This is a genomic window from Natronotalea proteinilytica (assembly GCF_055379935.1).
The window spans coordinates 2,597,104-2,623,691 of record NZ_AP043947.1 but is presented as its reverse complement, the minus strand read 5'-3'; the positions used below and the strand labels follow the sequence as shown (position 1 = coordinate 2,623,691).

The 26,588-nt window shown below is 55.8% G+C and carries 20 protein-coding genes, 1 tRNA gene and 1 riboswitch; of the genes, 10 read left to right on the top strand and 11 right to left on the bottom strand.

Features of this window, described 5'->3' with window-relative positions:
• Positions 1-231: 231 nt before the first annotated feature.
• Positions 232-1,137, bottom strand: a complete 906-nt coding sequence (locus tag ACZ5AL_RS10555; RefSeq protein WP_464510335.1) for an ABC transporter substrate-binding protein — start codon at positions 1,135-1,137, stop codon at positions 232-234.
• Positions 1,138-1,192: 55 nt separating this feature from the next.
• Positions 1,193-1,286: riboswitch (TPP riboswitch) on the bottom strand.
• 461 nt (positions 1,287-1,747) lie between these two features.
• Here ACZ5AL_RS10555 and ACZ5AL_RS10550 point away from each other — a divergent pair.
• Together ACZ5AL_RS10550 and ACZ5AL_RS10545 are read left to right on the top strand one after the other, a co-directional pair.
• The gene (locus ACZ5AL_RS10550; RefSeq protein ID WP_464510334.1) at positions 1,748-3,097 is read left to right on the top strand and encodes a sodium-dependent transporter; all 1,350 of its coding nucleotides are present in this window, start codon (positions 1,748-1,750) and stop codon (positions 3,095-3,097) included.
• 31 nt (positions 3,098-3,128) lie between these two features.
• A complete protein-coding gene (locus ACZ5AL_RS10545) occupies positions 3,129-3,635 on the top strand; it encodes a hypothetical protein (RefSeq protein WP_464510333.1) in 507 nt (168 codons plus the stop codon).
• Positions 3,636-5,272: 1,637 nt separating this feature from the next.
• Here ACZ5AL_RS10545 and topA read toward each other — a convergent pair.
• Both topA and ACZ5AL_RS10535 read right to left on the bottom strand, forming a co-directional pair.
• Positions 5,273-7,870, bottom strand: a complete 2,598-nt coding sequence (topA, locus tag ACZ5AL_RS10540) for a type I DNA topoisomerase (protein WP_464510332.1) — start codon at positions 7,868-7,870, stop codon at positions 5,273-5,275.
• Positions 7,871-8,077: 207 nt separating this feature from the next.
• Complete coding sequence (locus tag ACZ5AL_RS10535) at positions 8,078-8,695, bottom strand: ferritin-like domain-containing protein (RefSeq protein ID WP_464510331.1); 618 nt, start codon at positions 8,693-8,695, stop codon at positions 8,078-8,080.
• A gap of 312 nt (positions 8,696-9,007) precedes the next feature.
• Between ACZ5AL_RS10535 and ACZ5AL_RS10530 the strand changes: the two genes are divergently transcribed.
• The gene (locus ACZ5AL_RS10530) at positions 9,008-9,328 is read left to right on the top strand and encodes a hypothetical protein (RefSeq protein WP_464510330.1); all 321 of its coding nucleotides are present in this window, start codon (positions 9,008-9,010) and stop codon (positions 9,326-9,328) included.
• A 364-nt stretch (positions 9,329-9,692) separates the two neighbouring features.
• Here the strand turns inward: ACZ5AL_RS10530 and ACZ5AL_RS10525 are convergent.
• From ACZ5AL_RS10525 to hppD, 3 genes are all read right to left on the bottom strand, one after another.
• Positions 9,693-9,765: transfer RNA gene (locus ACZ5AL_RS10525), tRNA-Asn, on the bottom strand.
• 225 nt (positions 9,766-9,990) lie between these two features.
• Positions 9,991-11,208: a homogentisate 1,2-dioxygenase gene (locus tag ACZ5AL_RS10520; RefSeq protein WP_464510329.1), complete on the bottom strand. Its 1,218-nt coding sequence runs from the start codon at positions 11,206-11,208 to the stop codon at positions 9,991-9,993.
• Positions 11,209-11,271: 63 nt separating this feature from the next.
• The gene (hppD, locus tag ACZ5AL_RS10515) at positions 11,272-12,420 is read right to left on the bottom strand and encodes a 4-hydroxyphenylpyruvate dioxygenase (protein WP_464510328.1); all 1,149 of its coding nucleotides are present in this window, start codon (positions 12,418-12,420) and stop codon (positions 11,272-11,274) included.
• 294 nt (positions 12,421-12,714) lie between these two features.
• On the opposite strand from hppD, the gene ACZ5AL_RS10510 reads away from it, so the two are divergent.
• From ACZ5AL_RS10510 to ACZ5AL_RS10495, 4 genes are all read left to right on the top strand, one after another.
• Positions 12,715-14,022 carry an amidohydrolase family protein gene (locus ACZ5AL_RS10510; RefSeq protein WP_464510327.1) on the top strand — a complete coding sequence of 436 codons (1,308 nt, stop codon included), beginning with the start codon at positions 12,715-12,717 and terminating at the stop codon, positions 14,020-14,022.
• Positions 14,023-14,052: 30 nt separating this feature from the next.
• Positions 14,053-15,279 (top strand): amidohydrolase family protein, encoded by a 1,227-nt coding sequence (locus ACZ5AL_RS10505; RefSeq protein ID WP_464510326.1) that lies wholly within the window; start codon positions 14,053-14,055, stop codon positions 15,277-15,279.
• 298 nt (positions 15,280-15,577) lie between these two features.
• Entirely contained in the window at positions 15,578-16,573 is a 996-nt protein-coding gene (locus tag ACZ5AL_RS10500; RefSeq protein ID WP_464510325.1) for an MDR family oxidoreductase, read from the top strand.
• A 256-nt stretch (positions 16,574-16,829) separates the two neighbouring features.
• On the top strand, positions 16,830-17,588 hold the full coding sequence (locus ACZ5AL_RS10495) for a hypothetical protein (protein ID WP_464510324.1): 759 nt from the start codon (positions 16,830-16,832) through the stop codon (positions 17,586-17,588).
• A 20-nt stretch (positions 17,589-17,608) separates the two neighbouring features.
• On the opposite strand, the gene ACZ5AL_RS10490 is transcribed toward ACZ5AL_RS10495, so the two are convergent.
• Positions 17,609-18,784 (bottom strand): 4-phosphoerythronate dehydrogenase, encoded by a 1,176-nt coding sequence (locus tag ACZ5AL_RS10490; RefSeq protein ID WP_464510323.1) that lies wholly within the window; start codon positions 18,782-18,784, stop codon positions 17,609-17,611.
• A gap of 347 nt (positions 18,785-19,131) precedes the next feature.
• Between ACZ5AL_RS10490 and ACZ5AL_RS10485 the strand changes: the two genes are divergently transcribed.
• A complete protein-coding gene (locus tag ACZ5AL_RS10485) occupies positions 19,132-19,794 on the top strand; it encodes a hypothetical protein (protein WP_464510322.1) in 663 nt (220 codons plus the stop codon).
• Positions 19,795-21,059: 1,265 nt separating this feature from the next.
• Here ACZ5AL_RS10485 and ACZ5AL_RS10480 read toward each other — a convergent pair.
• A complete protein-coding gene (locus ACZ5AL_RS10480) occupies positions 21,060-21,692 on the bottom strand; it encodes an outer membrane beta-barrel protein (protein WP_464510321.1) in 633 nt (210 codons plus the stop codon).
• Between the two features lie 424 nt (positions 21,693-22,116).
• On the opposite strand from ACZ5AL_RS10480, the gene bshA reads away from it, so the two are divergent.
• Positions 22,117-23,262: an N-acetyl-alpha-D-glucosaminyl L-malate synthase BshA gene (gene bshA / locus ACZ5AL_RS10475; protein WP_464510320.1), complete on the top strand. Its 1,146-nt coding sequence runs from the start codon at positions 22,117-22,119 to the stop codon at positions 23,260-23,262.
• A gap of 26 nt (positions 23,263-23,288) precedes the next feature.
• Here bshA and mnmA read toward each other — a convergent pair whose 3' ends face one another.
• Positions 23,289-24,449: a tRNA 2-thiouridine(34) synthase MnmA gene (gene mnmA, locus ACZ5AL_RS10470; RefSeq protein ID WP_464510319.1), complete on the bottom strand. Its 1,161-nt coding sequence runs from the start codon at positions 24,447-24,449 to the stop codon at positions 23,289-23,291.
• Between the two features lie 286 nt (positions 24,450-24,735).
• On the opposite strand from mnmA, the gene ACZ5AL_RS10465 reads away from it, so the two are divergent.
• Entirely contained in the window at positions 24,736-25,119 is a 384-nt protein-coding gene (locus ACZ5AL_RS10465; RefSeq protein ID WP_464510318.1) for a RidA family protein, read from the top strand.
• Positions 25,120-25,569: 450 nt separating this feature from the next.
• On the opposite strand, the gene ACZ5AL_RS10460 is transcribed toward ACZ5AL_RS10465, so the two are convergent.
• Together ACZ5AL_RS10460 and ACZ5AL_RS10455 are read right to left on the bottom strand one after the other, a co-directional pair.
• On the bottom strand, positions 25,570-25,989 hold the full coding sequence (locus ACZ5AL_RS10460; RefSeq protein WP_464510317.1) for a hypothetical protein: 420 nt from the start codon (positions 25,987-25,989) through the stop codon (positions 25,570-25,572).
• Positions 25,990-26,060: 71 nt separating this feature from the next.
• Positions 26,061-26,267, bottom strand: a complete 207-nt coding sequence (locus ACZ5AL_RS10455; protein ID WP_464510316.1) for a hypothetical protein — start codon at positions 26,265-26,267, stop codon at positions 26,061-26,063.
• Positions 26,268-26,588: the final 321 nt, after the last annotated feature.

Below are 26,588 nucleotides of genomic sequence, written 5' to 3'. Positions count from 1 at the left end.
GCAAGCGGAGGGCCCCCAGGGCCCGAAGCGCGTCGAAACATCTCCTCGGCGCTCAGCAGCTACTGGCAAACCAACAGCCCTGCCCAGTTCGTGGGAGATCTTTACTCACTGCGTTCGTCAGTCGCTCCGCTCGTGTCAGGACTCCGCGTCTCCTAGGCGGAGCCGCTCCGCTCAAGATGACATCATTAAGACGGGGGTGTTGCAACCCGAAGATTGACCTGTGACAGAGTACTACTGTACCGGCAGCGCCAGGTCGTTTGTCCAGTACGCCGTGGCTCCTGCTCGCTGGTCAATGAGCCCCGTTCGTACCAGCCAGTCTTCGAGCGTTTGGTAGTACGCGCTTGCCATGGTAAAGTCGTGCGTAAAGCAAGGGAGGGTCGCCGCAAACGTCTTGGGCGTCAGCGCATCATCGGGCGCCACATCCGCGCGACGGTGGTAGATGGCTTCAGCTTCCTCTGGACGCTGGTGTATGGCATCGATGCCGCGCCGCAGGACGCGCAAGAAGCGCTTGAATACATCGCGGCGCGCCTCCAGATGCGTCGGAGTAGTGACGAGCACCAACTGGCAAAAGTCGGGCACCCCCCAGTCTTTGAGCGCAAAGAAGTCGGCATCCAGCCCACGGTGCCGGGCCTCTACCACCTCAAAATTGTAGAACACGAGCGTAGCGACATCCGCGTTGTCCTTGGCAAGGGCATCCGTGTGGTAGAAGCTATTATTGACCGGAGTGAAGTCATCCGGCTCGAACGTCCCGCCGTCGTGCTCGATCATCGTGCCCACAATAGCCGGTCCGCCCGGACCCGGAGCACCGGGGTACTGGATACGGGTGCCGGCCATGTCACGCGGACGCGTGATGCCGGAGTTGCGCAGGTACATGACACCGCCATTGGTATGCAGAAAACGCGCAAATCCAATAGCCGATTCGCCTGCTGCGCGGTCTTCAACAAGATGCAGGGGCTCGGTGATGGCAAAGTCAAGGGTGCCGGCCTCAATGGCCTCCACCGCATCCATATGAGCGTCAGGTTCAATGATGTCGAGATCAATGCTGGCTTCGGCAAACCAGTTGTGCTCTTGCGCGACGAGAAGAGGCGCGTGATCGGGGTTTAAGAACCATTCGAGGCCAAGACGAAGCGTGTCCATAGTCGGCAAATGTCGCAGCGTGATACAAAACGAGATCCGCTAGCGATGCCCGACCAAACAGGCCAGCCCACTTCCCTCCGCCGGTGCAAGCCGGGTCAAGTTCAAAGGGTATCATCTCAGCCCCAGGTGGGGCACCCCTAGCGTTAGATTCAGCGTACGAATTGAGAGGGTGAATGTAAAGAGCGAACGCATCTAAACAGAGAACGCATCGCCCACAATTCCGCAGATATAACAGCGCATCAGTTTCCACCAAAACTAAAGAAAAGAGAGGCATCAGGCACCCCAATCTACCCCATTTCGATGTAACAATACACCAGCCCCACGACACGACACACCGTCTACCGCCTTTGCATCGGGCATCTATGTGGCTCCACATACCAGGAAATATCGCCCTGTCCTGTAATGACAGGTGGAGTAACTACCATGAATTGAACGATTCTTCGTCAATATAACCAACCGGAAACAGCGCCGATGATTGCAGACGGCGTGTGGCGCGCTTAACTTTTCGCCTATATGACAGGGTGCCGGATTGGCTCGGTTCTGTCGAAAGGGCGCGCTGCGTCCGTTTTTCGCTCCCGTTGCTCTTTTGTATACAGACCTAACGACGTTTATGGCATCGCTCGATACGCCCGCTCGCGAACAGTGGGGCTCGCGCATTGGCTTCGTGCTCGCTGCTGCCGGCTCCGCAATTGGACTTGGAAACATCTGGCGGTTCCCCTATCTCGCCGGAGAGGGCGGAGGCGGTGCCTTCGTCATGGTCTACCTGCTGTTCATCTTCTGCATCGGGATGCCGTACCTGTACGCCGAGCTGGCGCTGGGGCGCAACAGCCAACGCAACCCCGTCGGCGCCATCGAAGCCATCGTAGGCAAGCGCTCGGTGTGGCTCCTTGTTGGGGCATTCTGTGTGCTTGCTGGGTTTATTATTCTAAGCTACTACAGCGTCATCGCCGGATGGGCGGTCGGGTACGCCGTCAAAGATGTTATTGCCCCCGGAATGGGCTTCGAGGAATTTGCGGCATCGCCCGTGCTAGTCATTAGTCTGCTGGCGGTGTTTCTGGCTCTCACCTTGCTCGTGGTCGTGGGCGGCGTAGAGCAAGGCATTGAGCGATGGTCGAAGATTCTGCTTCCCATCCTCTTTGTGCTCATCCTGCTCGTCATCTTCCGATCCGTCACCCTTGAAGGCGCCGGCGAGGGCATTTCCTTCTACCTCGTCCCCGACTTCTCAGGCCTAACGCTCGACATCGTCATTGCCGCTCTCGGACAGGCTTTCTTTACGCTCAGTCTGGGCATGGGGGCGATGATTACCTACGGGTCGTATCTCTCTAAAAAAGAGAATATTGCGACCTCTGGCATCTATGTCGTGATCTTTAACACCATGATTGCCCTGATGGCCGGGTTCATGATCTTTCCCGCCATCTTTGCAATCGGCGTAGATCCAACCACCGGGCCCGCACTGGTCTTTGTTGTACTGCCCGAAGTGTTCAGCCAAATGCCACTTGGCAGCGTCGTGGGCGTTACATTCTTCATCCTACTCTCCATCGCGGCGCTCACGTCCAGCATCTCGCTGCTCGAAGTCGTCGTATCCTACTTTGTCGATGAACAAGAGTGGTCGCGCAACAAATCGGTGCTCATTATCGGTGGACTTGTGTTCATCATGGCCATCCCCTCGGCCCTTTCACAGGGCGCTGTTGACTTCTTGGGCGAAGGTGGCTTCTTCGGCGAACGCGACTTCCTCAGCTTCATGGACTACTACGTTGGAAGCGTAGGACTGGCACTGGGAGCATTCTTCCTAAGCATCTTTATTGGCTGGATTTGGGGCGCCGACGAAGCTGCACAAGAGCTCTTGCAGGGCAGCAATCTAAGCAGCCGCGTCCTTACGGTGTGGATGTTCATGATTCGCTACATCCTCCCGCTCGTTGTGCTCGTCATCATCATCGGATATGCCACAGGTGTTCTGTAAACGGCACGCACCGGTTCATGGGATAACCCGCATGCTAATCGCGCTGGTGCCTGTACGGCATTGGATTGGAGGGCTCGTGCTATTGTGCGGGCTCCTCCCGTTCCATGCATCCGATGCCCTGGCCCAAACACCGGCTCCCCCCGACGCAGCGCACGCCGTACCGTCCCCTGTAGACACAGCATCCCCAGCACCGGCTTCAGCGGCCCCGTTGCCCACAACGGCCCGGGCTGCGGTGCTGTACTACCGGCCCAGCGCCGCCCGCAGCCGCACGTTCTCCGATCGCTGGCTCGCTCGCGACAAGGCACTACACGTCACGTATAGTTTTCTGTGGACGCTCAGCTCACAGTACGTGCTGGTCGAAAAAACGTCGCTGTCGCACGACGCGGCCATCCCGTACGCGCTGGCCTCTGGATTCGCGGTGGGCGTGGCCAAAGAAACATACGACCGCTACTGGGGACCCACCGGACGCTTTAGCTGGCGCGATATGGTCGCCAACGGCATTGGACTTGGACTGGCCGCTGGGGTAATGGTGTTGTAAGTAAAGACAGGCACGAAGTTGGGGTTTTGTGCGTTTCAAAGCGGCATCATGTACGCCCGGACATTCTTAATACACGCTCTCATCCGCACGGTGTCACGTTTTACATAAGTAATTGATATATGGCTCTATGGAATCCCTCCCCCTAAATCCCCCTCCTCTGAGCTATGGTGTATACACAACGCAACCGGAGCGAACTCCCGATTGCGTCCTCGTCGCGATGTACAACCGGGGCATGACCTTCGGCCCCTCTGCGTCGCGGCGGACAAATGGACGCTCTGCGTCCAACGTACCCCCCGAGGTAAAGAAACCCGGTGGTGGATTAGGGATGCTGGAGCGTTCCAGCAGGCGTGAGGATCTGCGAAGCGAGTGTTGTCGGCATGTGTGCGAGGTCCTTCCCAATCTGTATAAACCGTAGCTCCTCTGAGGGGGACTTGAGGAATCTCTTTCACGGTTCCTTCCTCCTCGGGGAGCTAGTCCTTGCACATAACTTTTTCTTCACTATGTTGTTTATTTAACGTTGGTTTCCTCCACCGCCTGTTCAATGAGAGACTGTTGGATCCTACAACAAGAACCCATCTGGGCGTCTGCTCGGGGGAATAGTCGGGGGAATGGATCCTGAATCAAGTTCAGGATGACGTGTCGGGGGGACGGTGCTGGGAGACGAAAGCTCCCTTTCAACCCAAATGCCTCTCTCCCGAACGTCATCCAGATCCTGAATCGAGTTCAGGACAGGCAAACGAGCCTGCGAGCGCGATCCAGGATCCAGAAAAGGCATCGGCCGCACGAGGTCCCACTGGCGCCGTCCCTCGTTCTGGCCAATCCGTTGATGATCCCGTCAACAACAGTCAACAACAAGTCCAGATTGCAACCCGTGATCAACGATTATCACCATCTCGAGTTGTGTGCATAGACTAGCCTCGGGGAGGAAGGATAGGATGGAGGGGAATCCACCCGGCAATCCCCAAAACCATTGTTGAGGTCACTTAGTACTCCGTCATAGGTCAATCTTCGGGTTGCAACGCGCCCCGTTTTAATGTTGTCATCTTGAGCGGAGCAACTGCGTCTAGCAGGGGCGGAGTCCTGACACGAGCGCAGCGACTGATGAGCGTAGCGAATAAAGATCTCCCCCGAAACAGGCAGGGCCGTTCAATCGCCCAGAGCCTGCTGAACGTCGAGGAGATGGTTCGACGTGCTCCGGGCTGGGCCCGTCGCGTGCACTCTAAAAGCACTTCTTCCCTGCGGTCAGGGCGCTCACCATGACAGGTTTTTTGGAGGGGGGCACAGAGGTTGGCACGATCCCCGCACCCAAACAATCACGTGTGACACAACAGTAGTACTCCGTCACATCTGAATGATGTGGTCTAACATTGTCATTGCGAGGAGGGGGCCTGCGACCGACGTGGCGCTCCTCGCAATGACATGCTCAAAGATTCGGTAGTGGATAGACGCTAAATGATAAAGCAATTGAATGCAGCAGCTCTCTCTTCTTCGAACCCCCTCTCCCTACGGGTTTCTCCCCCTTGGCCAAGGGGGAGATGTCGGCAGACAGAGGGGGTTTGAGCAGATTGCGATGATGTAAACCACAGGCAATCATTTAACATTGAACCGCTACCAAAGATTCTTTGGTGTGGACCCACTTAGCTGCTTTCTTTCGCGTTGAGCAGTTCTACGGCTTCCTCCAGGGTAAGCTTCTCAATGGTTTGGTCGTCGCCAAGCGAGGCGTTGGTGCCGTCGTGTTTTACGTACGGTCCGTAACGCCCATCCCAGACCTCGATCACGTTGCCGGTTTCGGGGTGCTCGCCAAGCGTGCGTTGCGGTTTGTTTTTCGATTCTTTCTTGTTGATAAGCTCCAGCGCCCGATCGAGCTCCACGGTAAGCACATCATCGGTCTTTTTGAGCGAGGCGTACGTGTCGCGCGCATTCGGCTTTTTGTGGCGCACATACGGACCGTACCGGCCAATTGCGGCATCGACCACATTGCCTGTTTCCGGATGGGTGCCCAACTCGCGGGGCAGATCAATGATCTGCAGTCCTAGTTCAAAGTCTACTTCAGCAGAATCCACACCGGGGGGGAGCGATACCCGCTTGGGTTTGCCAGGCTGGTCGTCTTCGCCAAGCTGCATGTACGGGCCATACGGTCCCGACTTAAGCAATACGGGCATATCCGCTTCGGGATGAATGCCGAGCACTTGGTCGCCTTTGTTCGCCTCCTCCAGAATGTCTTTGAGCTTCTGGCGCGTTGTATCGCCCGGTGAGAGGTCTTCTGGAAGTGATGCGGTTACGGTCTCTTCGGGGTCGTCGCTATCTTCAAGCGGCCCCTCCACGTATGGGCCGTATTTTCCGACACGCACCACGTATGGAGCCCATTGGTCGGGAAAGTCGATTGTGGAAATCGCTCGCGGGTCGAGCTTTTCTTGGCCATCTTCTACGCGGGGCTGTACGCCGCCTTCGCCCAAGAAGAAGTCGCGCAGGTACGGTTCGGGCTCTTTTTTGCCGGTAGCAATGTGGTCGAGAATCTCCTCCATCTCGGCGGTAAAGTGCACATCCACCAGGGGATCGAACTGCGCCTCCATTAAATTATTGGTGGCGAATGCGGTGAAGGTGGGCACTAATGCACTGCTCTCTTTGCGTACGTAGCCACGCCGCTGGATGGTGCTGATAATTGAGGCGTAGGTGGAGGGGCGCCCGATGCCTTCCTCCTCCAGCATTTTGACAAGCGAGGCCTCGGTGTAGCGCGATGGCGGTTTGGTTTCGTGTCCGATTGGCTCTAATGAGCGAATGGAGAGGCCATCGTTAGAGGTCTCTGCAGGAACGGCTTGGTCGCCAATCGACAGATCAGGTAGCGGGCGTTCGCGGTCTTCGAGGTCGGCCTCGGGGTCGTCGCTGCCTTCCACGTAGGCACGGAAGAAGCCCGGAAAAAGGATGCGTTTGCCCGAAGCACGGAAGCGCGCGATGTCATCCGTGCCTGCATCGATGTACACGTTGGTGTACTCAATCTGGGCATTGGCCATTTGCGTGGATACCGTGCGTTCCCAGATCAGATCGTAGAGCCTGCGCTGTTGTCCCGATAGGCCGTTCTCTTCACCCGTTTTCATGGCATTGCCGGCGGGGCGAATGGCTTCGTGGGCTTCTTGCGCATCTTTCGAGGAGGTGTACGTGCGTACGCTATCGCTTAGGTACTCAGCGCCATAACGTCCTTCGATGGCTTTACGACTGGCGGCAATGGCCTCTTTCGAGAGGTTTTTCGAGTCGGTACGCATGTACGTGATGTAGCCGTTTTCGTACAGCTTTTGCGCCACGCGCATGGTCCGGTTGGCGGTGAAGCCGAGCTTTCGGCTGGCCTCCTGTTGCAGCGTCGAGGTAATGAACGGGGCCGGTGGGGTTTTCGTGCGGGTGCGCGTCTTAATGTCGGCAATGCGCCACGGCGTGTGGGGAAGCGTCTCGGCCAACTGGGCAGCTTTCTCTTCGGACAGCAACAGCACGTCTTTGCCGACTTCCAGGTCATCTTTGAGCCGTCCCGTATCGCGATCAAAGTCGCGGCCCTGCGCGAGGCGCACGTCGTTGAGATGCGTCATGTCGGCATCAAACGGAAGGCCCGCTTTGGCGAGTTCGGCTTTCAGATCCCAGTAGGTCGCCGGTACAAACGTGATGCGCTCTTTTTCACGCATCACCAAGAGGCGTACCGCCACGCTCTGCACGCGTCCGGCTGAGAGCTTGGGTTTGATCTTGCGCCAGAGGAGGGGGGAAATGGTGTAGCCCACAAGCCGGTCGAGAATACGGCGGGTTTGCTGGGCCTCTACCAGATTTTTGTCGATACCGCGTGTGTTTTCGAGGGCTCCTTGAATGGCTTCTTGCGTGATCTCGTGAAAGACCATGCGGCGCACGGGAATGTCGGGGTTTAGCACTTCAATCAAATGCCACCCAATCGATTCGCCCTCGCGGTCTTCATCCGTAGCAATGAAAAGCTCATCGGCCTCTTTAACGGCCTTGCGCAACTGCTTAACGACATCGCGCTTTTTGCTTGGGATTACGTAGAGCGGTTCAAACCCATTATCAACGCGCACACCCAGTCGCGACCATTCCTCGTCCTTATACTTCTTTGGAATCTCGGCGGCCTTGGCGGGCAGGTCACGTACATGCCCCATACTGGCTTCAATCTGATATCCGTCACGGGGCAAAAAATTGCGGATTGTACGGGCTTTCGTGGGCGACTCGACAACAACTAATCGCTTCATGGGGCGGCAACGGATGCGTGCAAGATAGGCATAGGCTATTTGGCGTCCTACACACGCCAATCTGACTTCAAGCGTTCCGTTCAGGTGTGTTAACGTCTTGTTGGAGGGTGGGGCGTGACAGAAAAACCCCCTGCCCGTGAAAAACACGAACAGGGGGTACGCTACGCGTAGTCAGGCGCCAGGCACAGCTAACGCATTGGGTGTGAATTATGCGTGTGCTTTACTGGTGGTGTCGGTTTGAACTTCGGCATCGGTGATGCTCAGTTCAAGAGAGTCTTCGCCGAGGAAGTGGTCAATGTGATGCGCCCGGTCTTCGGTGCGCGTCAGGACCTTCTCCAGTTCGCGCTTGGTGCCATGGTCGCCGTGTTCGAGTGCAATGTCGATGGAGGTGCGCACGAGCTCAGCCAGCGTGGCTTCAGCCTTCAGGTCATGCTTAAGCATGTCGCGGAGGCGATAGGTGCCTTCGGGCTCGTGCGTCACATGCGAGAGCGCTTCCTGGTTCGACGGGGCGCATGTAGGAATCCCGCCCAGCGCCGTAATGCGCTCGGCAATGCGGTCGATGTACTTATGCATCTCCGTATAATGCTCTTCAAAGAAGAGGTGCAGATCGCGAAACTGGGGGCCTTCCACGAGCCAATGATGCTTGTGGTACTGGTGATACATGGTCCACATCGTACCCAGAATCTCATCGAGCTTGGGTAGGAGGGCCTCTACCGCTTCGTCTGAGATGTTGACTGGATTCTCTTCAATCATTTGTTGCGGACGCCATGGAGCGTCGTATTCATGCTGACGATCCTCGGAGGTCACAGGGGTTGGTACGCTCATAGTCGGTTGTTCTGTTTAGTGACAAAAGTTGGCGTGCCGGGGTGGTTATGTGCCGGGGTCGTAACCGAGACAAGCAGTCGTATCTTGCTTATCTTTGCATGTTACCATGCGTATGCTAGTATGTACAAGAGGGGTGCCAAGACCCCACAATCACTGAAGCAGTAGGGGGCTTTGCGACCTTGTAACACCGCAATGGACGAATCATAGCAAGAACTTGGTGAATGAAGAACTTTGGGTCGCAATCGGGAGACGTGTGTTGTACCTTAGACGATGTATTCTGTTATTTTGTCGGATGAACCTGTCAACACAGTCATGCTATTTCGTCTGATTCAACGTACTGTTGCCCTTGGTGCTGCAGGCGCTGCGGGGGCTGCAACGGCTCACTATCTTACTGATGCGGCTCGTGGTACGACGAGCGGAGCGCCAGGCTACACGAAGGCGTTGTCTACGCTTGGGCGTAGCGTAGATGGGTCGATGCGAGAAGGGGTTATCATTGTAGGCACAGTGGCCGCGTTGAGCGGGGTAGTTACCTATCAGGTGCTGGCTCCAGGCGCACAAAACGCTGCCGATGCGTCCAGCAGTACATCAGAAGATGCAGGAACTGAAGATGATGCCGTTAATGATGATGCCTGAGCCACGTGTCGATCTCTTCGAGATGTGGTTTGAGCGTCTTTCATGACGCCTCGATCTCTATGTTTTACACTTCTCTTGCACAATGAGAAGATAGGTCGTGGTAAATCATTAAATGGCCTCTTCCTCCAAAGGCGCTCTTCTCCACGTTTTTCTTGTTTGGCAGCTGATGTTTCTCATGCTGAACGCAGTGAAGCATCTCAGCACGAGCCGACGAAGGGGCTGCGTTACAGGCACACGGGGAACAACCACTTACAAATAAATCAGCTTGAGGGGGCGCCGTCGTTTAGCTTCAGTATACATACTCGTATCAAACAAAAAAACGCGCTCCCGGCAAGGGAACGCGTTTTTTGTGTCTATCTTAAGGCTCCCCGGGCTGGACTCGAACCAGCAACCCTGCGGTTAACAGCCGCATGCTCTACCAATTGAGCTACCGAGGAATATGCAGCACTGTGCGTGTTGGAGGCTACCCAATGCCAAGAGCGTAGTGTAGTTCCCAACAGAGCACTCGCATGGTAGGGGGTATAGGCGACATCGTCAAGGGCTTGACCGTGTTTTCAACGATCATGCACGGCGCATCCACAGAAGGGGCACTGTACGCAAATGGAGAGCGCCGCAGCGACGCTCTCCATCGCAATAAGGTTGCATGTTGTATGCACATCATATCAAGAAGGCTGGGCCGGCTCATTGGCCTGCGCCTGTCCATCGCCATGCGCATGCAACTCGGGCTTCCACGACTCTACGTAGCTAGTGTCTTCCAGATCAAGCGCAGCCTGTGTGAGCTTCAGGGGGCGGAACGTGTCCACCATTACGGCAAGCTCTTCGGTTCCCTTCTTGCCGATAGAGGCTTCGGTAGAGCCCGGGTGTGGCCCGTGCGGAATACCTCCTGGATGCAGGGAAAACGATCCGCGCGAAATGCCACGACGACTCATAAACTCGCCCTCGGCATAGAATAGTACCTCATCCGAGTCGATGTTCGAGTGGTTGTACGGTGCCGGAATCGACTTCGGGTGATAGTCATACAGACGCGGCACAAATGAGCACACCACAAAGTTGCGCGCCTCGAACATCTGGTGGACGGGTGGCGGCTGATGGATGCGCCCAGTGATTGGCTCAAAGTCGTGGATTGAGATGGCATACGGATACATGTAGCCATCCCACCCCACCACATCGAAGGGATGATAGCGCATCCAGTAGGAATGGATCTTTCCGTGCTTCTTGATGCGCAACTCGAACGGCCCCTCCTCGTCGATCACGTTGAGCTCGGTGGGCGGACGCACATCGCGCTCATGAAACGGGCTCCGTTCTAAGAGCTGCCCGAACTCGTTCATGTACTTGCTGGGAAACTGCACGCCCGAGTTCGACTCGATCACCAGCAGGCGCGGCTGTACGTCGTTGTCGAACGACCAGCGGTGCGCCAGCGTGCGCGGCACATGCACGTAATCGCCGTCGGTGAAGTCTACGTTGCCAAGCGGGGTTTCGAGCGTACCGGCGCCTTCGTGCACGTAGATCAGTTCGTCAGCGGCCGCATTTCGGTAGAAATAGCCGTCCATGGCGTCGGTTGGGCGGCAAAGCGCCAGTTGCACATCCTGGTTCCCCATGATGTACGTGCGCCCCGAAAGCCAGTCGCCGCCAGGTTCTAGATTGAATCCTTCAATGTGGCGATGCTTTAGCGCGTCATCGTCGGCATAGGTGATGCCGTATTCGACAGGATCGTCTACCTTCTCCACCAATGTGGGCGGGTGGATGTGGTAGGCAATTGAAGAGATGCCGCTGAAGCCCTCTGCCCCAATGACCTCTTCGGTGTAGAGCTCTCCATCGGGACGGCGAAATTGAACGTGGCGCTTGTCGGGCACCTCGCCCATACGGGTGTAATGAGGCATGTTGATTGAGGGTGAGTGTGTAGAATACAAATGGATGCGTGGGGCTCTCTGGAGCAGCTCGCGCTATAAATTCCCGCGACGGTCTTGCTCGCGCTCGATGGCTTCAAAGAGCGCCTTGAAGTTTCCCTCGCCGAACGTGCGGGCGCCCTTGCGCTGAATGATCTCGTAGAACACCGTTGGCCGGTCTTGCACGGGCTTGGTAAAGATCTGCAGCAAGTAGCCTTCAGGATCGCGGTCTACGAGGATATCAAGCGCCTGCAGCTGGTCGATCTGCTCGTCGATGTCGCCTACGCGCTCGCGCAGCACCTCTTTGTTATAGTAGTTATCGGGGATATCCAGAAACTGCACGCCGCGCTTGCGCAGTTGCGCCACCGTGCTGATAATGTCGTCGGTTGCCATCGCTACATGCTGCACCCCCGGGCCATTGTAGAACTCCAGATACTCCTCGATCTGGCTCTTTTTCTTCCCGTCGGCAGGCTCGTTGATCGGGAATTTGATGCGCTCGTTGCCGTTGGCCATCACCTTCGACATCAGCGCGGAGTACTCCGTCGAGATGTCTTTGTCGGTGAACTGCAGCATGTTGTAAAAGCCCATCGTGTCGGCGTAGTACTGCACGTACTTGTCCATGTCGCCACGATGCACGTTGCCTACGCAGTGATCCACATACTTCAGGCCAACGGGGCCCGGCTTCTCCCAATCAGGGTAGTCCCAGGCTTCAAAGCCAGGCAAGAACAGTCCGTCGTAATCGTCGCGCTCGATAAAGGAGTGGATGGTGTCGCCGTAGGTGCCAATGGCAGAGCGGACAACCGTGCCGTGCTCATCGGATAGCGTTTCGGGCTCGCGAATAGGTACGGCCCCGCGCGAGGTGGCTTCCTCGAACGCGTTTGCTGCGTCATCAACCCACAGCGCAATGTCGCGCACGCCGTCGCCGTGCGTGTGCACGTGCTGAGCAATCGGCGAGCTGGGCTGCATGGCGGTCGTCAGCACAAAGCGGATTTTGTTCTGCTGAAGCAGGTAGCTGGCCGCTTCCCGATGGCCCGTTTCGGGACCACGGTATCCAATAATATCGAAGCCAAATAAATAGGCATAATGAAACGCCGACTGACGTGCATTGCCAACGTAAAACTCAACGTAGTCGGTACCCTGAATGGGCAAAAAATCTTCGGGCTCGGTAACAGAATCGGGGGCCGGGGCGGTGGATGTATCGGGCATACCAGACAGAGCATTTAATGAGAACGAACAGACGAACACGAAAGCGCTTCCAGGCTGTATTGAAGACGAAAGGTGGAGGCGCGCTGATGCATGCTATACTACCTTGACAAACCCTGTTACGTTCCTGTTTGGCAGTCTGCAGCGTGGCTAACAGGACATTCGATGTTATGAGTTGTGGGCAGATCCTGCATCAATCTCATTGCGATTGTGTCGTGCCATCCCTACGTTTAGATGTACGAACGGCATTGCCCGGAAGCGCTTCGTTTTTCTTGTGTTTAGACAATCAGCATGCTCATGATAAACAAACAGTTCGGCATAATGCTCATGGTGGCTACGGGGCTTATAGCTCTGGTTGCCCAAGACACACTGCAGGCGCAAGAGCAGCCGCATGTATTTCGTGACGCTACTGTCTATCCGATCAGTGATGCGCCGATTGATCAGGGGGACGTGCTTATCCATAACGGCGAGATCGTAGCTGTAGGAGCATCGGGTACGGTTGAGGTGCCTGATAACGCCGTTGAGGTGGATGCTTCGGGACAGGTCATCATGCCGGGGCTAGTCGATACGCATTCGCACATCGGCGGCGTGTCAGGGGGCGATGGATCGGCAGCGCTGCATCCGGACGTGCGCTCCATTGATGGCATCAATGTGCGCGACTCAGGGCTCATGCGAGCGCGGGCAGGTGGCATTACGACCGCCAACATTACACCCGGATCGGGCCATTTGATGAGTGGGCAAACTACATATCTAAAGCTACGCCACGGAGGCACTATCGATGAACTGCTGTTGTGCGATAGCACGTACGAGCATATTTGCGGCGGTGTAAAAATGGCCAACGGTACCAATCCGCAGCGCGATGCGGGGCCGTTTCCTGGCACGCGCGCAAAAGCCGCTGCCGATGCGCGGGCCCTTTTCTTAGAAGCCGAAGCGTATCGCGAGCAGCTTGATAACGGTGAATCCCCCGACCGCGACCTGCGCATGGAAACGCTGGTGGAGGTGCTCAACGGCGAACGCATTGTGCACTTTCACACGCATCGCCACGACGACATCATGACGGTGCTTCGTTTGCAAGACGAGTTTGACTTTGAGGTCGTACTACACCATGTAAGCGAAGGATGGCGCGTAGCCGATGAAATCGCCGAAGCAGGCATTCCAGCATCCATCATCACGCTCGACTCGCCGGGTGGCAAACATGAAGCCGCCAAACTGTACTTCAAGAACGGACGCGTGCTCGATGAGGCCGGCGTAGATGTCGCATACCACACCGACGATCCCATCACCGATTCGCGCCTCTTTTTGCGGTCGGCTGCCATCGGGGTGCGCGCAGGCATGAGCCGCGACGCCGCGCTGGAGTCGCTCACGTTGGCTGGTGCCCGGCAAATGGGACTCGAAGACCGCATCGGGTCGTTGGAGCCCGGCAAAGATGCCGACTTCATTCTGCTCTCGGGCGACCCGCTAAGCACGTACACCCACGTCAACGAAACGTGGATTGAGGGTGTGCGCGTCTACGACCGTAGCAACGAGGACGACCGTTCGTACTTCACCGGCGGATTTCGCGTCTTCGACGGTGTGATGCAGCATGTGCACGATGTGCATCAGTAACTCACCGCCTCCCACTGCCTCCTGCTTTCTATGAAGTCTCTTGTTGTCATGATAAACCGATATAGTTTCCTTTTCTTTGCCAGTGTGCTTGCTGGTATCCTTGCTGTTGCACCTGCATCCGCACAGGTGGCCATTCAGGCCGATACCGTGCACACCATGACTGGCGATCCGATTGTCAACGGCGTGGTGCTAATCGAAGACGACACCATCGTTGAGGTGGGGCCCGCCGATGCCGTGGATATTCCGGCCAATGCCACAGTTCACGAAGGAACCGTAGCTACCCCTGGACTTGTCGATCCACGGGGCACCATGGGGTTTAGTGGCATCTATAACGTAGACGCCGACCAGGACCAACTCGACACGTCGGCGCCGATGCAGCCGGAGTTGCGCGCCATTGATGCATACAATGCCAAAGAGGAACTGGTTGATTTTGTGCGCGACCAGGGCATCACCACCGTGCATACTGGACATGGCCCCGGTGCGCTTATTGGCGGGCAGACTGCCACCTTCAAAACGACGGGCCCTACTGCCGAAGCGGCTGTTCGGGATGCCTATACGGCGTTGTCAATGACACTCGGTACAGGAGCAACGTATCAGTTCAGTTCTCCGGGTACTCGTGCAAAAAGCGCAGCCATGCTCCGCGACATGCTGCTGCAAGCTGAGCGCTTCCGCGATACGCCCGAAGACGAACGCGGACGCGACCTGTCGATGGAGGCGCTCGTGGCCTTGCTTGATGGCGAGGTGCCTGCTTTCATTCAGGCGCATCGCAGCCATGACATCCTCACGGCCATCCGCCTTGCCGATGAGTTTGGATTCAATCTTGTGCTCGAAGGGGGCGCCGAGGCATATCTCGTCATCGACGAAATTGCCGAAGCGGGGATTCCTGTTGTGCTCCATCCGACCATGATTCGTCCGGGGGGCGATGCCGAAAACGCGGCGCTCACAACAGCCGCCGACCTGCATGAGGCTGGCATTCCGGTCGCTATTCAGAGTGGATACGAAGCGTACGTACCCAAAACACGCATCGTGCTCTTTGAAGCAGCTGTTGCTGCCGCGAATGGACTCCCACACGAAGCCGCACTGGCCAGCATCACCCGCACCGCTGCCGAGATCATCGGACAAGACGATTCGGTGGGGACCCTCGAAACAGGCAAGCACGGCGATGTGGCTCTATTCGATGGGAACCCGTTCGAGTACGTAACCAACGCGTGTACCGTGGTCATTGAAGGCGAAGTCGTCAAAGAAGACGGATGCTAATCGCCTCCGCCTACTACTGTGTCACAGGTCAATCTTCGGGTAACACATGGCCACCTAACGTACCGAGAATAACTCACAATCTTGTCATTGCGAGCGGAGCGACGCGATCTCATGCCATCAGGCCGGGTGCAGCCGCCCAATCAACGGCATGAGATCGCACCCCAAGAGTACTCGTTCGTTGCGCTCACAGCGCCGCTTCAGTCGCACGACTCCCTCCTCGCGATGACAATGTTGGACCATAACATTCAAGTGTGACAAAACACCACCTGTCTGTTTTATTCATTATACCGCTGCTGCTATGTCTACTTTTCGCGCTTTACGTTTGCACCAAACCGACGATGGCGCAGCTCCGCGTTTAGAGTCGCTCACCGCATCGGATCTGCCTGAGGGTGATACCCATCTGCGCGTGCTGTACTCCAGCATCAACTACAAAGACGCGCTGGCTGTCACCAATAGCGCTCCCATCATTCGGGGCGACTTTCCAATCGTGCCCGGCATTGATCTGGTCGGCGAGGTGCTTGCCAGTGAGAGCGATCAGTGGGAGCCCGGCGATCGGGTCATTGGCACCGGCTGGGGGCTGGGCGAAGACGTGTGGGGCGGCTACACGGAAGAAACTCGTGTGCGCGCCGATCAACTGGTGGCTCTGCCTGACGGCCTGTCCCCTCATCAGGCCATGGTTATTGGCACGGCAGGCTTTACAGCAATGCTCTCGGTGATGGCGCTCGAAGAGCACGGCATAACGCCCGGCGACGACATTCTGGTTACAGGAGCATCAGGAGGCGCGGGCAGCATGGCCGTGGCGTTGTTGGCACAGGCCGGTCATACCACAGTAGCATCTACCGGAAGCGAAAATGCGCATGCCTACCTGCGCACATTGGGAGCCGACCGCATTGTGCATCGCGACCGGTTCAGCGAAGGCCCAAGCCGTCCGATGGAGTCGGGCGAGTGGGCCGGGGCTATTGATGCGGTGGGCGGCGACACGCTCGCTACTATCATTGCACGGCTGAAGCGCCACGGCAGCGTCGCCTCATTTGGAAACGCAGGCGGTCATCATCTAAATACCACCGTGCTGCCGTTCATATTGCGCGGGGTAAATCTGCTCGGAATCGACTCCAACACCTGTCCAAACGATCGCCGCCGCACCGCCTGGACCCGTCTCGATGCCTTGCTAACGGATGACCTGCTGGAGCGGATGACCTACCAGGTCGTTAACCTCGATGCCGTGCCCGATGCCGTACAGGACGTGCTAAGCGGTCAATCACGCGGACGCCTTGTCGTTGAGCTAGTGGGGTAACTGGCATACGGAGACGCAAATACGACACTGGCTTTCTGGGGGCGTCTGTGTGAGTCCAACGCCACATCCTCAGTGGGGAACTCGGTGGGGGAATGACGCCGCAGTGATGCACTAGAGTTGATAGAAGGTGTCCGGTTGCAGGTAATCTTCGCGCGTTCATACACGTTAAGGTACAGAGCCGTTTTTGAAGGCACCTTTCTGTACAAGAAGTGTTTGCGCACTGTATACTTCTCTTTTGGATGCACGCTACAAGCCCATGACACGTTTGAGACTCCTGACCGTCCTATTTTGCGCTATCTTGCTTGGGGCCTTTTCTGCCAATCATGCTTACTCGCAAGGAGCTGCTGCATCTCCAGAAACGCAGATTACTGGGCAAGGAAGCTTGAGCTTTGCACTGGGCTTGCCGACGGGTGAGTTCAATCAAAATATTGACAACTTGGGATACGGGGCCAATATATATGTGGGAGCCGAATTCCCCAACTCGATCTTTGGCATTGGCCTCGATTTTTCATTTTTCGTGTATGGGCGCAGCACGCGTAACGTGCCGTTCAGCAGCACGGTAGGGCCCGCTGTAACGGTAGATGTAATTACCACCAATAGCATTGTGCAGCCGCATTTGGTGCTTCGTATGCAGCCGAGTACAGGAACCGTCCGCCCCTATTTAGAGGGGAAGTTCGGGTTTAAGTACCTGTTTACCGATACGCGTGTACAAGACGAGCAACGCGAACGAGAGGAAGTGGCGAGTTCACGCAACTTCGACGACTTTACGATTAGTGGTGGAGCGGGTGCCGGAGCCCACTTTATGATTATGGAAAGCGTCCCAGAAAGCGGAGTGGGCAATATATACATTAATCTGGGGTTCCAGTACAGCCTGGGGCGAGAGGCTGAGTACCTGGCGAGTGGACCCATTGTGGATACCAATAACACAGGCCGCATTGATCGCGAAGATCTAGATGTTCGTCGATCAACCACGCACCTGCTCATCCCTATGGTCGGATTGGCGATGCAGTTTTAAGCTGACACCCAACAGACTGGTCAAACCAGACGCATGGTGAGCCCATTGGCCACGGCGTGGTGCCAATCAGCAGGGAGGCTTGCCGCAGGCACCTGGTAGCACTGCATCTCACGTCGTATCGGGTAGGTGCGCCGCAGGGCGCTAAAGTCATGGGCACGTGCTGAAGACGGGCGAGCCCGAATTGCGCGCAGGCGAGCATCGTCGTTGGTAATCGCATACGCTTGTCGAGCCAGGGCATGGAGTGCCTCCGTCTGCGAAAAACGCGCATCGGGCGGACTTAGCATCCAGGTGTCGGGGTCGTGGCGAGCAAGCGCGGTGCGGGGTGTCCAGGGGGACGGCTGGTCGAGCACGCGGCAGAGTGCAGTGTACAGCATATACGTGCCACGGATTTTGCCATCGTAGGCGTATCCCGCAATATGCGGAGTGGCTATTGCTGCCCGGCTGACGAGATCGAGTGGAGGGGTAGGCTCATTGGGCCACACATCGAGCAAAGCCGCTCCGAGTTGATTCCTTTGCAGGGCATCCTGCAGTGCGTTCGCATCCACAACACCGCCGCGCGAGGTGTTTACGAGCCACGCATCGCAGTGAAGGGTGTTCAGCGCATCAGCATCAATGAGATGATGCGTAGGATGAGCGCCTGTGTGTGTCAGCGGCACATGCAGTGAAACGATGTCGGCTGCTGCAAGAAGGGTGGTGAGGGAGACGAAGGGGGCTGTCTGTTTGGACTGTTTGGAGGCAACTGCACGTGGCGGGTCGTTTCGGAGAACCGTGCAGCCAAGGGCTTCGCAGCGGCGTGCCACGCGCGATCCGGTATTGCCGCACCCGACTACGCCAATCGTACAATCGGACAGCTCCGTTTGTGTGCATACCGCGTGTTGAAGAAGGGCGGCAATTACATAGTCGGCTACACTGTCGGCGTTAGAGCCTGGGGCATGGGCAAACGGAATTCCCCGCGCGTCCAACAGGGCCTGGTCGATGTGGTCGGTGCCAATCGTGGCCGAGCCGACAAACTGGAGAGGGGTGTTGCCGATTAAGTTGGCGTCGACGGTTGTAACGCTACGTACGAGAAGAACATCAACATCAGATAAGTCAGCCGTGTGAATGCTTCGGCCAGCTGTTGTGTGCACTGTGCCCAGAGGAGCAAACGCCTCGTGAACAAGAGGGATGTTTTCATCGGCCAGAGTAGTGAGAGACATAGCGGTGAGGGATGCTTGTGGAAGCGCTTCGGGTAAAAAATGCAACATGTTTTGGTTACAGACAATTGCGTCTCAAGTTTAAACACCATGCTAACGTCTGGTTAAGGCAGGACTAATCGAAGCGGTTTCAGCAAAAACAATTATAGGTGAAGGTTGACATATCTAATACATACAGTATCTTATAGAAATAAAAAACAAGAAACATCGGATTTAGCCTTCTGTTGACCGCTCTGCCTTACGTTCCGGTTCAGAAAATAAGAAAGGTGTGTTACAAGATACCTCGGTCCCCTTCCTTGTTGATACACGAGAATTGGAACCTCGCATCCTACGAATAGCAGCTTATTTGAATGAGTACGTGTAAAACCATTGCTTCAACAGGAATTGCTTGTGCCTCACTGGCCTTGCTTGTATCTACTGGAGCGCCGACCTTTTCGGACCAAGTGTCGGATCCAGCGGAAGCATCCTCTTCCCAGGAGCTTTCGGAGCCTGATGAAGCGACGTACGAGTTGCTACAAGCTACGTATAGGTCGTCTACAGACGTAAAGCCGCACATTGAGCACCTGCCGGGAGCCAATGAAGCGACGCTCTGGCTTGCGCGTGCTGTTTACTCTGAAACCAAGCAGCCCCACGAGCAGGAACTGGTAGCGTGGGTGATTCGCAACCGTGTAGACACGGCCTATCGCGATCAGACAACGTACGAAGAAGTTGTGCTGGATCCCAAGCAGTTTAGCGCATTCAATCCGGGTATGCCCAAGCGGGCGTTTTACAGCAACTTGCAATTTGATACTCCGCTGAGCAGTTGGCAGCATGCGCTGCACATTGCGTATTACGTGCAGCACGCAGACAGCTCATATCGCCCGTTCGGGATTGGAACGCGACACTTCTTTAGTCAGGTGTCTATGCCCTACCATACATTTCCCCATTGGGCCGATCAGCGTCACAAGGTGCGTCCAGAGTGGAATGTACAGGTTGATGAGTGGCGCTTCCGGTTCTACTCAGACCTCTCGTGAGGAGCCAAGGCTTATACACAACGCAACCGGAGGTGCGCCCTCTGCTTGTGCCCTCGTCGCAATGTACAACCGGCATGACCTTCGCCCCTCTCTGCGTCGCGACGGACGAATGGACACTCTGCGTCCGGCGTAACGACCCGAGTAACGAGCCGGGTGACGGGTTCGGGATGCTGGAGCGTCCCAGCAGGCGTTGCGACGCAGAGCATCGCCACGAGCGTTGAGGGTTTGTCGTGTCCGTAGGTCATCCTGACGCCGCCAGGCGGACGGATCCCAGCAGCCTTCCGTTCATGTCTAGCAGGGCTGCCCGTTGTGGCGTTTCCCGTGTGCCTGTACCACAGTCTTCCGTCGGCTCGTGTTGAGATGCTTCACTGCGTTCAGCATGACCTGTATAGAACGATAGCCGCCCCGGGATATCCGCTTCGCTCCTGATCCCGGGCTAAGGAGCGGGGCTGCAGAACGGGGCAATGTGAGGAACCCCCATAGCCGGGGACCGCTTGCGTCCCCGGGGATCTATGGCAACCCGCTAAACACGTACGTACCAAAGGGATCTAAGTACAGTCAGACAGCGTTTTGGGGAATACCGCCGGCTCGACCGAAGCGCGCCGACAGGAGTTCGGAGTGGGAAAAATCGCCACGCATTCGCTGGGAACGGCCATCCAGGCCCTTTCTCTCCCGAAAAACCTGGGAGGAATTTAGATTCGAAACCCCAAGTTGGCCCCTGATCTTACTTAGTGCTGTGTCACAGGTCAAAGTTTGGGTTGCAACGCGCTACGTTTTAATGTTGTCATCTTGAGCGGAGCAACTGCGTCTAGCAGGTGCGGAGTCCTGACACGAGCGAAGCGACTGACGAACGTAGTGAGTAAAGATCTCCCACGAACTGGGCAGGGCTGTTGGTTTGCCAGTAGCTGCTGAGCGCCGAGGAGATGTTTCGACGCGCTTCGGGCCCTGGGGACCCTTCGCTTGCTCAACATGACAGAACATTTGGTTTGAGATGCTTCAACGCGAGTCCACTCCATACCATAACATTCAGGTGTGACACACCACTAGAGCCCACTCAACGATTGCCCGGTGACACCGTATTAGCATATCCGTTAACGCGTTACGGTCTTCGAAAAAGTCCTGGAGGCAGCGGCTTCAGGCCCCCACAGCCTGAAGCCGCCGTTGGTACATGGCCCCGAACTGTCTATGACAGACGAGAAATGCTTGTACGCGACCATGCGAGGTGAGCGTTCACACACGCCCTCCAGGAAAAACAGATGCGGCGCTTACAAGAAAATATGCAGCCGCAAGCTTACGGTACTCATGTTGATGTCATCATCGCCGCTGAAGCTTACGCCTCCCACGTCAAAGTCGTCGCCAACAAGAGACGTGACGCCAAACTGGTAGCGCAGTTCAGGAGTTAACCGAACGCCAAAGGCACTCAGCTCAACGCCAGCTCCGATGTTACCTGCAAGGTAAGCGTCTTCAAGACCATCGCTGAAGTCGTCGTTATCCGAAAAGGGAAAAGCGAGTTGAGGACCGGCCATTACGTAGGGGGTAGCTACGGGCAGTGTGAGGCGGTACTTCACGTCCAAAGGCACTTCAATGGCATGCAAGGTGGCCGTTTCAGAGGCAACACCAGCGACTCCTCCAAATTCATATTCGCCAACGCGCCGGTATACGCCGCTAAGACGAGCACCAAAGACCGTAAAGTCACGGTTGAAGGTCACCCCAAGATGATACCCCGCAGCGGAGTCGAAGGTACCCCCTTCGCCGTTTTCAGCCCCGCTGATGTCATCAAGGTTTTCGTAGTTGAAACCGCCTAAAATGCCAACTTGGGCCTGCGACGTATGAGGCATCATGACCCAGGTAAGACCAGCAATAAGGAGAAGGAATGCACTATAGCGAAGTCGTTTCATGGTGCAGGTGGGAGGATTGATGGACAAAAAGTGGAATTAAGGAGGGACTTCCATGGGGGACGCCCCTGCGGTTAATGTTTCATTGGGTATAGACGCTCGATCCAATGGAAAAGTAACACAGGAATATGAACGGTTGCCCAATCTTAGGGGCTGAAAAGTATACGTGCACGTAATCGCTGGGTGAGAGCTGCTATCAAGCAGGACGCTCTAAGCCGCTGGAGCGGAGGCACAGCAAGGAAGGCACTGCTTCATGACACCGAATCAAGCTTAGCAAAAGTGTGTGCCCGGTGCCTAAAATGAGACAATAGCCAATGTTTGCATTCCTCAATATTAATGCATTGGGGTGCAACCTCGGGAAAGCCGCATTAGTTGGTGCATCGTACGGTTCGAGCCATCGTTCATTTGTGTACTGGCGTTTAACATCATGAAAATAGGCATTACGTGTTATCCGGTGTACGGAGGCAGTGGCGTGGTTGCCACTGAGTTGGGAAAAGCACTAGCTCAACGCGGGCATACCGTACACTTTATTTCGTCATCGCTTCCGTTTCGGCTTTCGCACATGGGGGGCAACGTCTACTTTCATGAGGTAAACGTGCAGTCCTATCCGCTCTTTGACCATCCGCCGTACACGCTTTCACTTACCAGCAAGATGGTAGATGTAGCCAAGCACAATGGGCTGGATGTGATGCATGTGCACTACGCCATTCCACATGCCACCAGCGCTGTGATGGCTCGTCAGATTTTGAGAAGCCAAGGACTGAACGTGCCGGTAATTACGACCTTACACGGTACAGACATTACACTTATTGGTCAAGATCCATCTTTCGCTCCGGTCGTTACGTATTCGATTAATGAGTCGGATGGAGTAACCGCCGTGTCAGATTACCTGCGCGACGAGACGTACAATCACTTCGATATCAAAGGCGACATAGAGGTGATTCCTAATTTTATTGACATGGAGCGCTTTCATCGTCTTGATAAAGAGCATTTCAAGAAGGCGCTCTGCCCTAACGACGAGAAGGTCATTGTACACGTTTCAAATTTCCGTCCCGTCAAAAACGCAACGCAAGTGGTTGATGTCTTTCATCGGCTGCGCCAAGACGACATTCCGGTCCGTTTACTGCTGGTAGGCGATGGCCCCGACCGGGTGCCTGCTGAACGTCGGGCACGAGATCTTGGGGTCTGTGATGACGTGCGCTTTCTGGGCAAGCAGGATCCAATTGAAGAAATCCTGTCGATTGCCGATGTCTTTTTGATGCCAAGTGGATCCGAAACCTTTGGGCTAGCGGCGCTTGAAGCTATGGCGTGTGAGGTGCCTGTTGTGGCCAGTAATATCGGTGGCCTTCCCGAACTAGTTGTTGAAGGAGAAACCGGCTTTTTGTGTCCGCTTGATGACATCGATGCGTTTACAGAACGCACACGCACGCTGCTCACAAATGATGAGATGCAGGCTCGCATGGCCAAAGCCGCATTGGAGCGAGCCCGCACTACGTTTCACGTGGACCGAATTGTGCCGCAGTACGAAGCGTTCTATGAGGAGGTGCAAGCCAAACAAATGGCGGATGCGTAAGTCGTCGTTGAGCAAGGCGCTTGCACCTACATGGGCACTTCGGCGATCACATCCATATCGGCTTCGGGTGTGTTGGCGGTTCCGACCTCGTGAATCCAGCCGCCTCCAAGCACATCCTCATCCTCGTAGATGACAATGGACTGCCCTGCGGTAATGGCACGACGCGGTTCAGCGAAGGCAACGTGCAGCATATCGTCGTCATCTTGCCAAGTAAGGCATCCGGCTCCGGGATCATTATAGCGGATGGCGCCCCATGCTGGACGTTCCTCTTGCAGCGAAGGATACTTAATAAGATTGACCTCTCCGGCCTTGAGCGTCTGCTGCATCAGTTCCTCTTTAGGCCCCACCGTAATGGTATTGGTGTCGGGGTCAATGTGCGTGACGTATACGCGTTCACCCAGAGCTAAGTCCAGACCACGCCGCTGTCCGATGGTGTAAAACGGATAGCCGTCGTGTTCACCTACTACGGTGCCATCGCTGAGCACAAACGTGCCCCCGGCAACGTCTTCTTCGAGGCCATCCACACGATCGCGCAAGAAGCGTCCGTAGTCGTTATCTGGAATGAAGCAGATTTCGTAGGAGTCGGGCTTATCGGCGACGCGGTCGAGCCCAAAGTCAGATGCCATCTGGCGGATTTCGGGCTTTTCGTACGTACCCAGCGGAAAGATTGACCGCGCCAAATGTTCTTGGGGAAGCCCCCAAAGGGCATAGCTCTGGTCTTTGTTGCGATCCAGACCACGCTTCAGGAGATAGCGATCAAGTTCGTCATCATACGATACGCGGGCATAGTGACCAGTAGCAATGTACTCGCAGTCGAGGTCGTTAGCTCGGCGCAGCAGCGCGGCCCATTTGATGTGCGTGTTGCACAGCACGCACGGGTTTGGCGTACGACCGGCTAAGTATTCGTTGGTAAAGCGCTCAATAACCCAGTCGCCAAACTCCTCACGAATATCTACAATGAAATGAGTAAACCCGTGCCGTAGGGCGATGGCGCGCGCATCATTAATCGACTCAAGCGTGCAGCATCCTACCTCTTTTCCGTTATTTCCGCCACCACTGGTTGAGTAATCCCACGTTTTCATGGTAATCCCCACGACCTCGTAGCCCTGCTCGGCCAACAAGACAGCAGTGACCGACGAGTCTACGCCGCCGCTCATAGCAACCAATACGCGTCCTTTTGCACTCATGGCAGAAAAAGAGAATCAAGAATATACGGTAGGGGCTCGCTTGCAAAAAGTCGGAGGCGACATGTTTTGCAAGCAGTAGGGATCAAGAGCAACGTTGTACACGGATCTGCCGTTTCCCAACGGAGGGCTGCATGCTGCATATACGTGATACAACGACTCTCTTAAGAAAATATTCGCCTATGTAAGTGGATATGCAGTGCAGGTTTTGCGCTGTACCCATTATACTGCAAGAGCATGGTCTACAATAGACCGCTGCCCTCTGTTCTTTTCATGCCTTCCGCTCCCCATGCCACACACGACTGTTGAAACCCCACGGGCGCCCGCAGCCATTGGTCCTTATAGCCAAGCTATCCTGTCAGGAGATACGTTATACTGCTCCGGACAAATTGCCATTGACCCCGACACCGGGCGCATGGTAACAGGATCTATTGAAGAGGAAGCCCGCCAAGTTCTTGAAAACTTAGGTGCTGTGCTGCAGGGCGCGAGCATGACATTTGAAGATGTGGTGCGCTGCACGGTGTTCTTGACTGACGTAAACGACTACGCTCAGGTTAATGATGTGTACGGTCGTTACTTTAACGAGGCCCCGCCGGCTCGTCAGGCGGTACAAGTTACTGCATTGCCGCGCGAGGCTCGCGTTGAGGTGTCGTGCATTGCGGTGCGTAGCTAACCCCACTTCTCTGTCACAGTCAAAGTTTGGGTAACGCATGGTGCACCCTAACGTGCCGAGAACAACTCACACCTTGTCATTGCGAGCGCAGCGACGCAATCTCATGCCATCAGGCCGGATCCAGCCGCCCAACCAACGGCATGAGATCGCACCCCAGGAGTACAATTCGCTAGCGCTCACAGCACCGGCCGTTCATGTCTAGCAGGGCTCCGTGCGTGGGATGGGTCCGTTATGGAGTTCCCCTGTGTGTTTGTATCGTAGCCCTCTGTAGGCGCGTGTTGAGTGGCTTCCCTCCGTTCAACATGATCTATGAGAAAAACACGAGGACGAATGTCTTTGGGATAGGCTCCCATGTTAACGGTTTGCCACGACCAACAAAAAAACGTGCCCGCGTTGCACAGTGGCAGACGCAGGCACGCTGGGGGACGAATTCTTGTGTGTGAGGTTGGGCTAGTCAGATCGCTGCCACAACCAGATGAGCACCCCAATTCCGGTAAGAAGGAGCACTGCCGTAACGAGTGGATTGCGAGTTGCTGCTTCGCGGACTGGAGCAGCAGGGGTAACTTCTACAGATGGCAAGTCAAGCAGTCGCGAGACGGCATTGGGGTGCGCGCGAGCGCCTAATCGAGCCACACGACGATGGTTGTACGTAATGTCGAGCGTAAGGTCAGCGCTCTTGAGCCACTGATGCACGCGCTCTGCAGCCGCACGCCGCGTTGTGCCCCCTAGGGGGCTTTTGAGAAACACCGTGCGGGCCGCAGTCAGCGAGGGCATATCCGCAATGATACGATCTCCATCTCCGCGGATGTCGATGCGCTCGCCATCTACGGTGAGTTTAAGATCGGCAAGTACATTCAGTGGGGTATGCATGGGGTAGCAGGGCGTCAAGACAAAGGCACCAAGAAGATGTTGCGCTTCGCTTACGCGCAAGCACAACCGATTTAGCTTTCATCGTCGCGCGTGCGGATCCGCAACGTACCGTTCATTTTCCACTGAGCGTGATCGGCACCGTCGCCCGCTTTGCTTGGAACCTGCACTTCGAAGTTGTCGAAGTCGTACGTGATTTCGGCGCCACGCCCGGTCAACTTGTCGTAAAGACCAATAGCGAGTTCGGGCCAGGTGCGCGTGTCATCTTTTTGGTCAGCCATATCGAAATAGTTCAGGTTAAGAGAAAGCGTACACAAAGGAATCATGCATTGTGTTGGTATAGATGCATATCAGAGGGCCCGGTTCGCTTCATATGGTACGGCCTTGTAATGAACCTCTACACAACCTTCACGGTCTTGCTACATTGTCTGATCGTGTAAAAAAGCCTGGTTCTGGCACTAAATCGTTGCATATTGGTCTCCTCCTGATGGGCTGCATAGCAAACCCCACCCTACAGACGGCATTCATACCGTGTCTATCCAAGTAAATCAAAAGACACAGAAGACGAATCCGTCCCTGTGCGTGCGAGCAGTGCATGATGA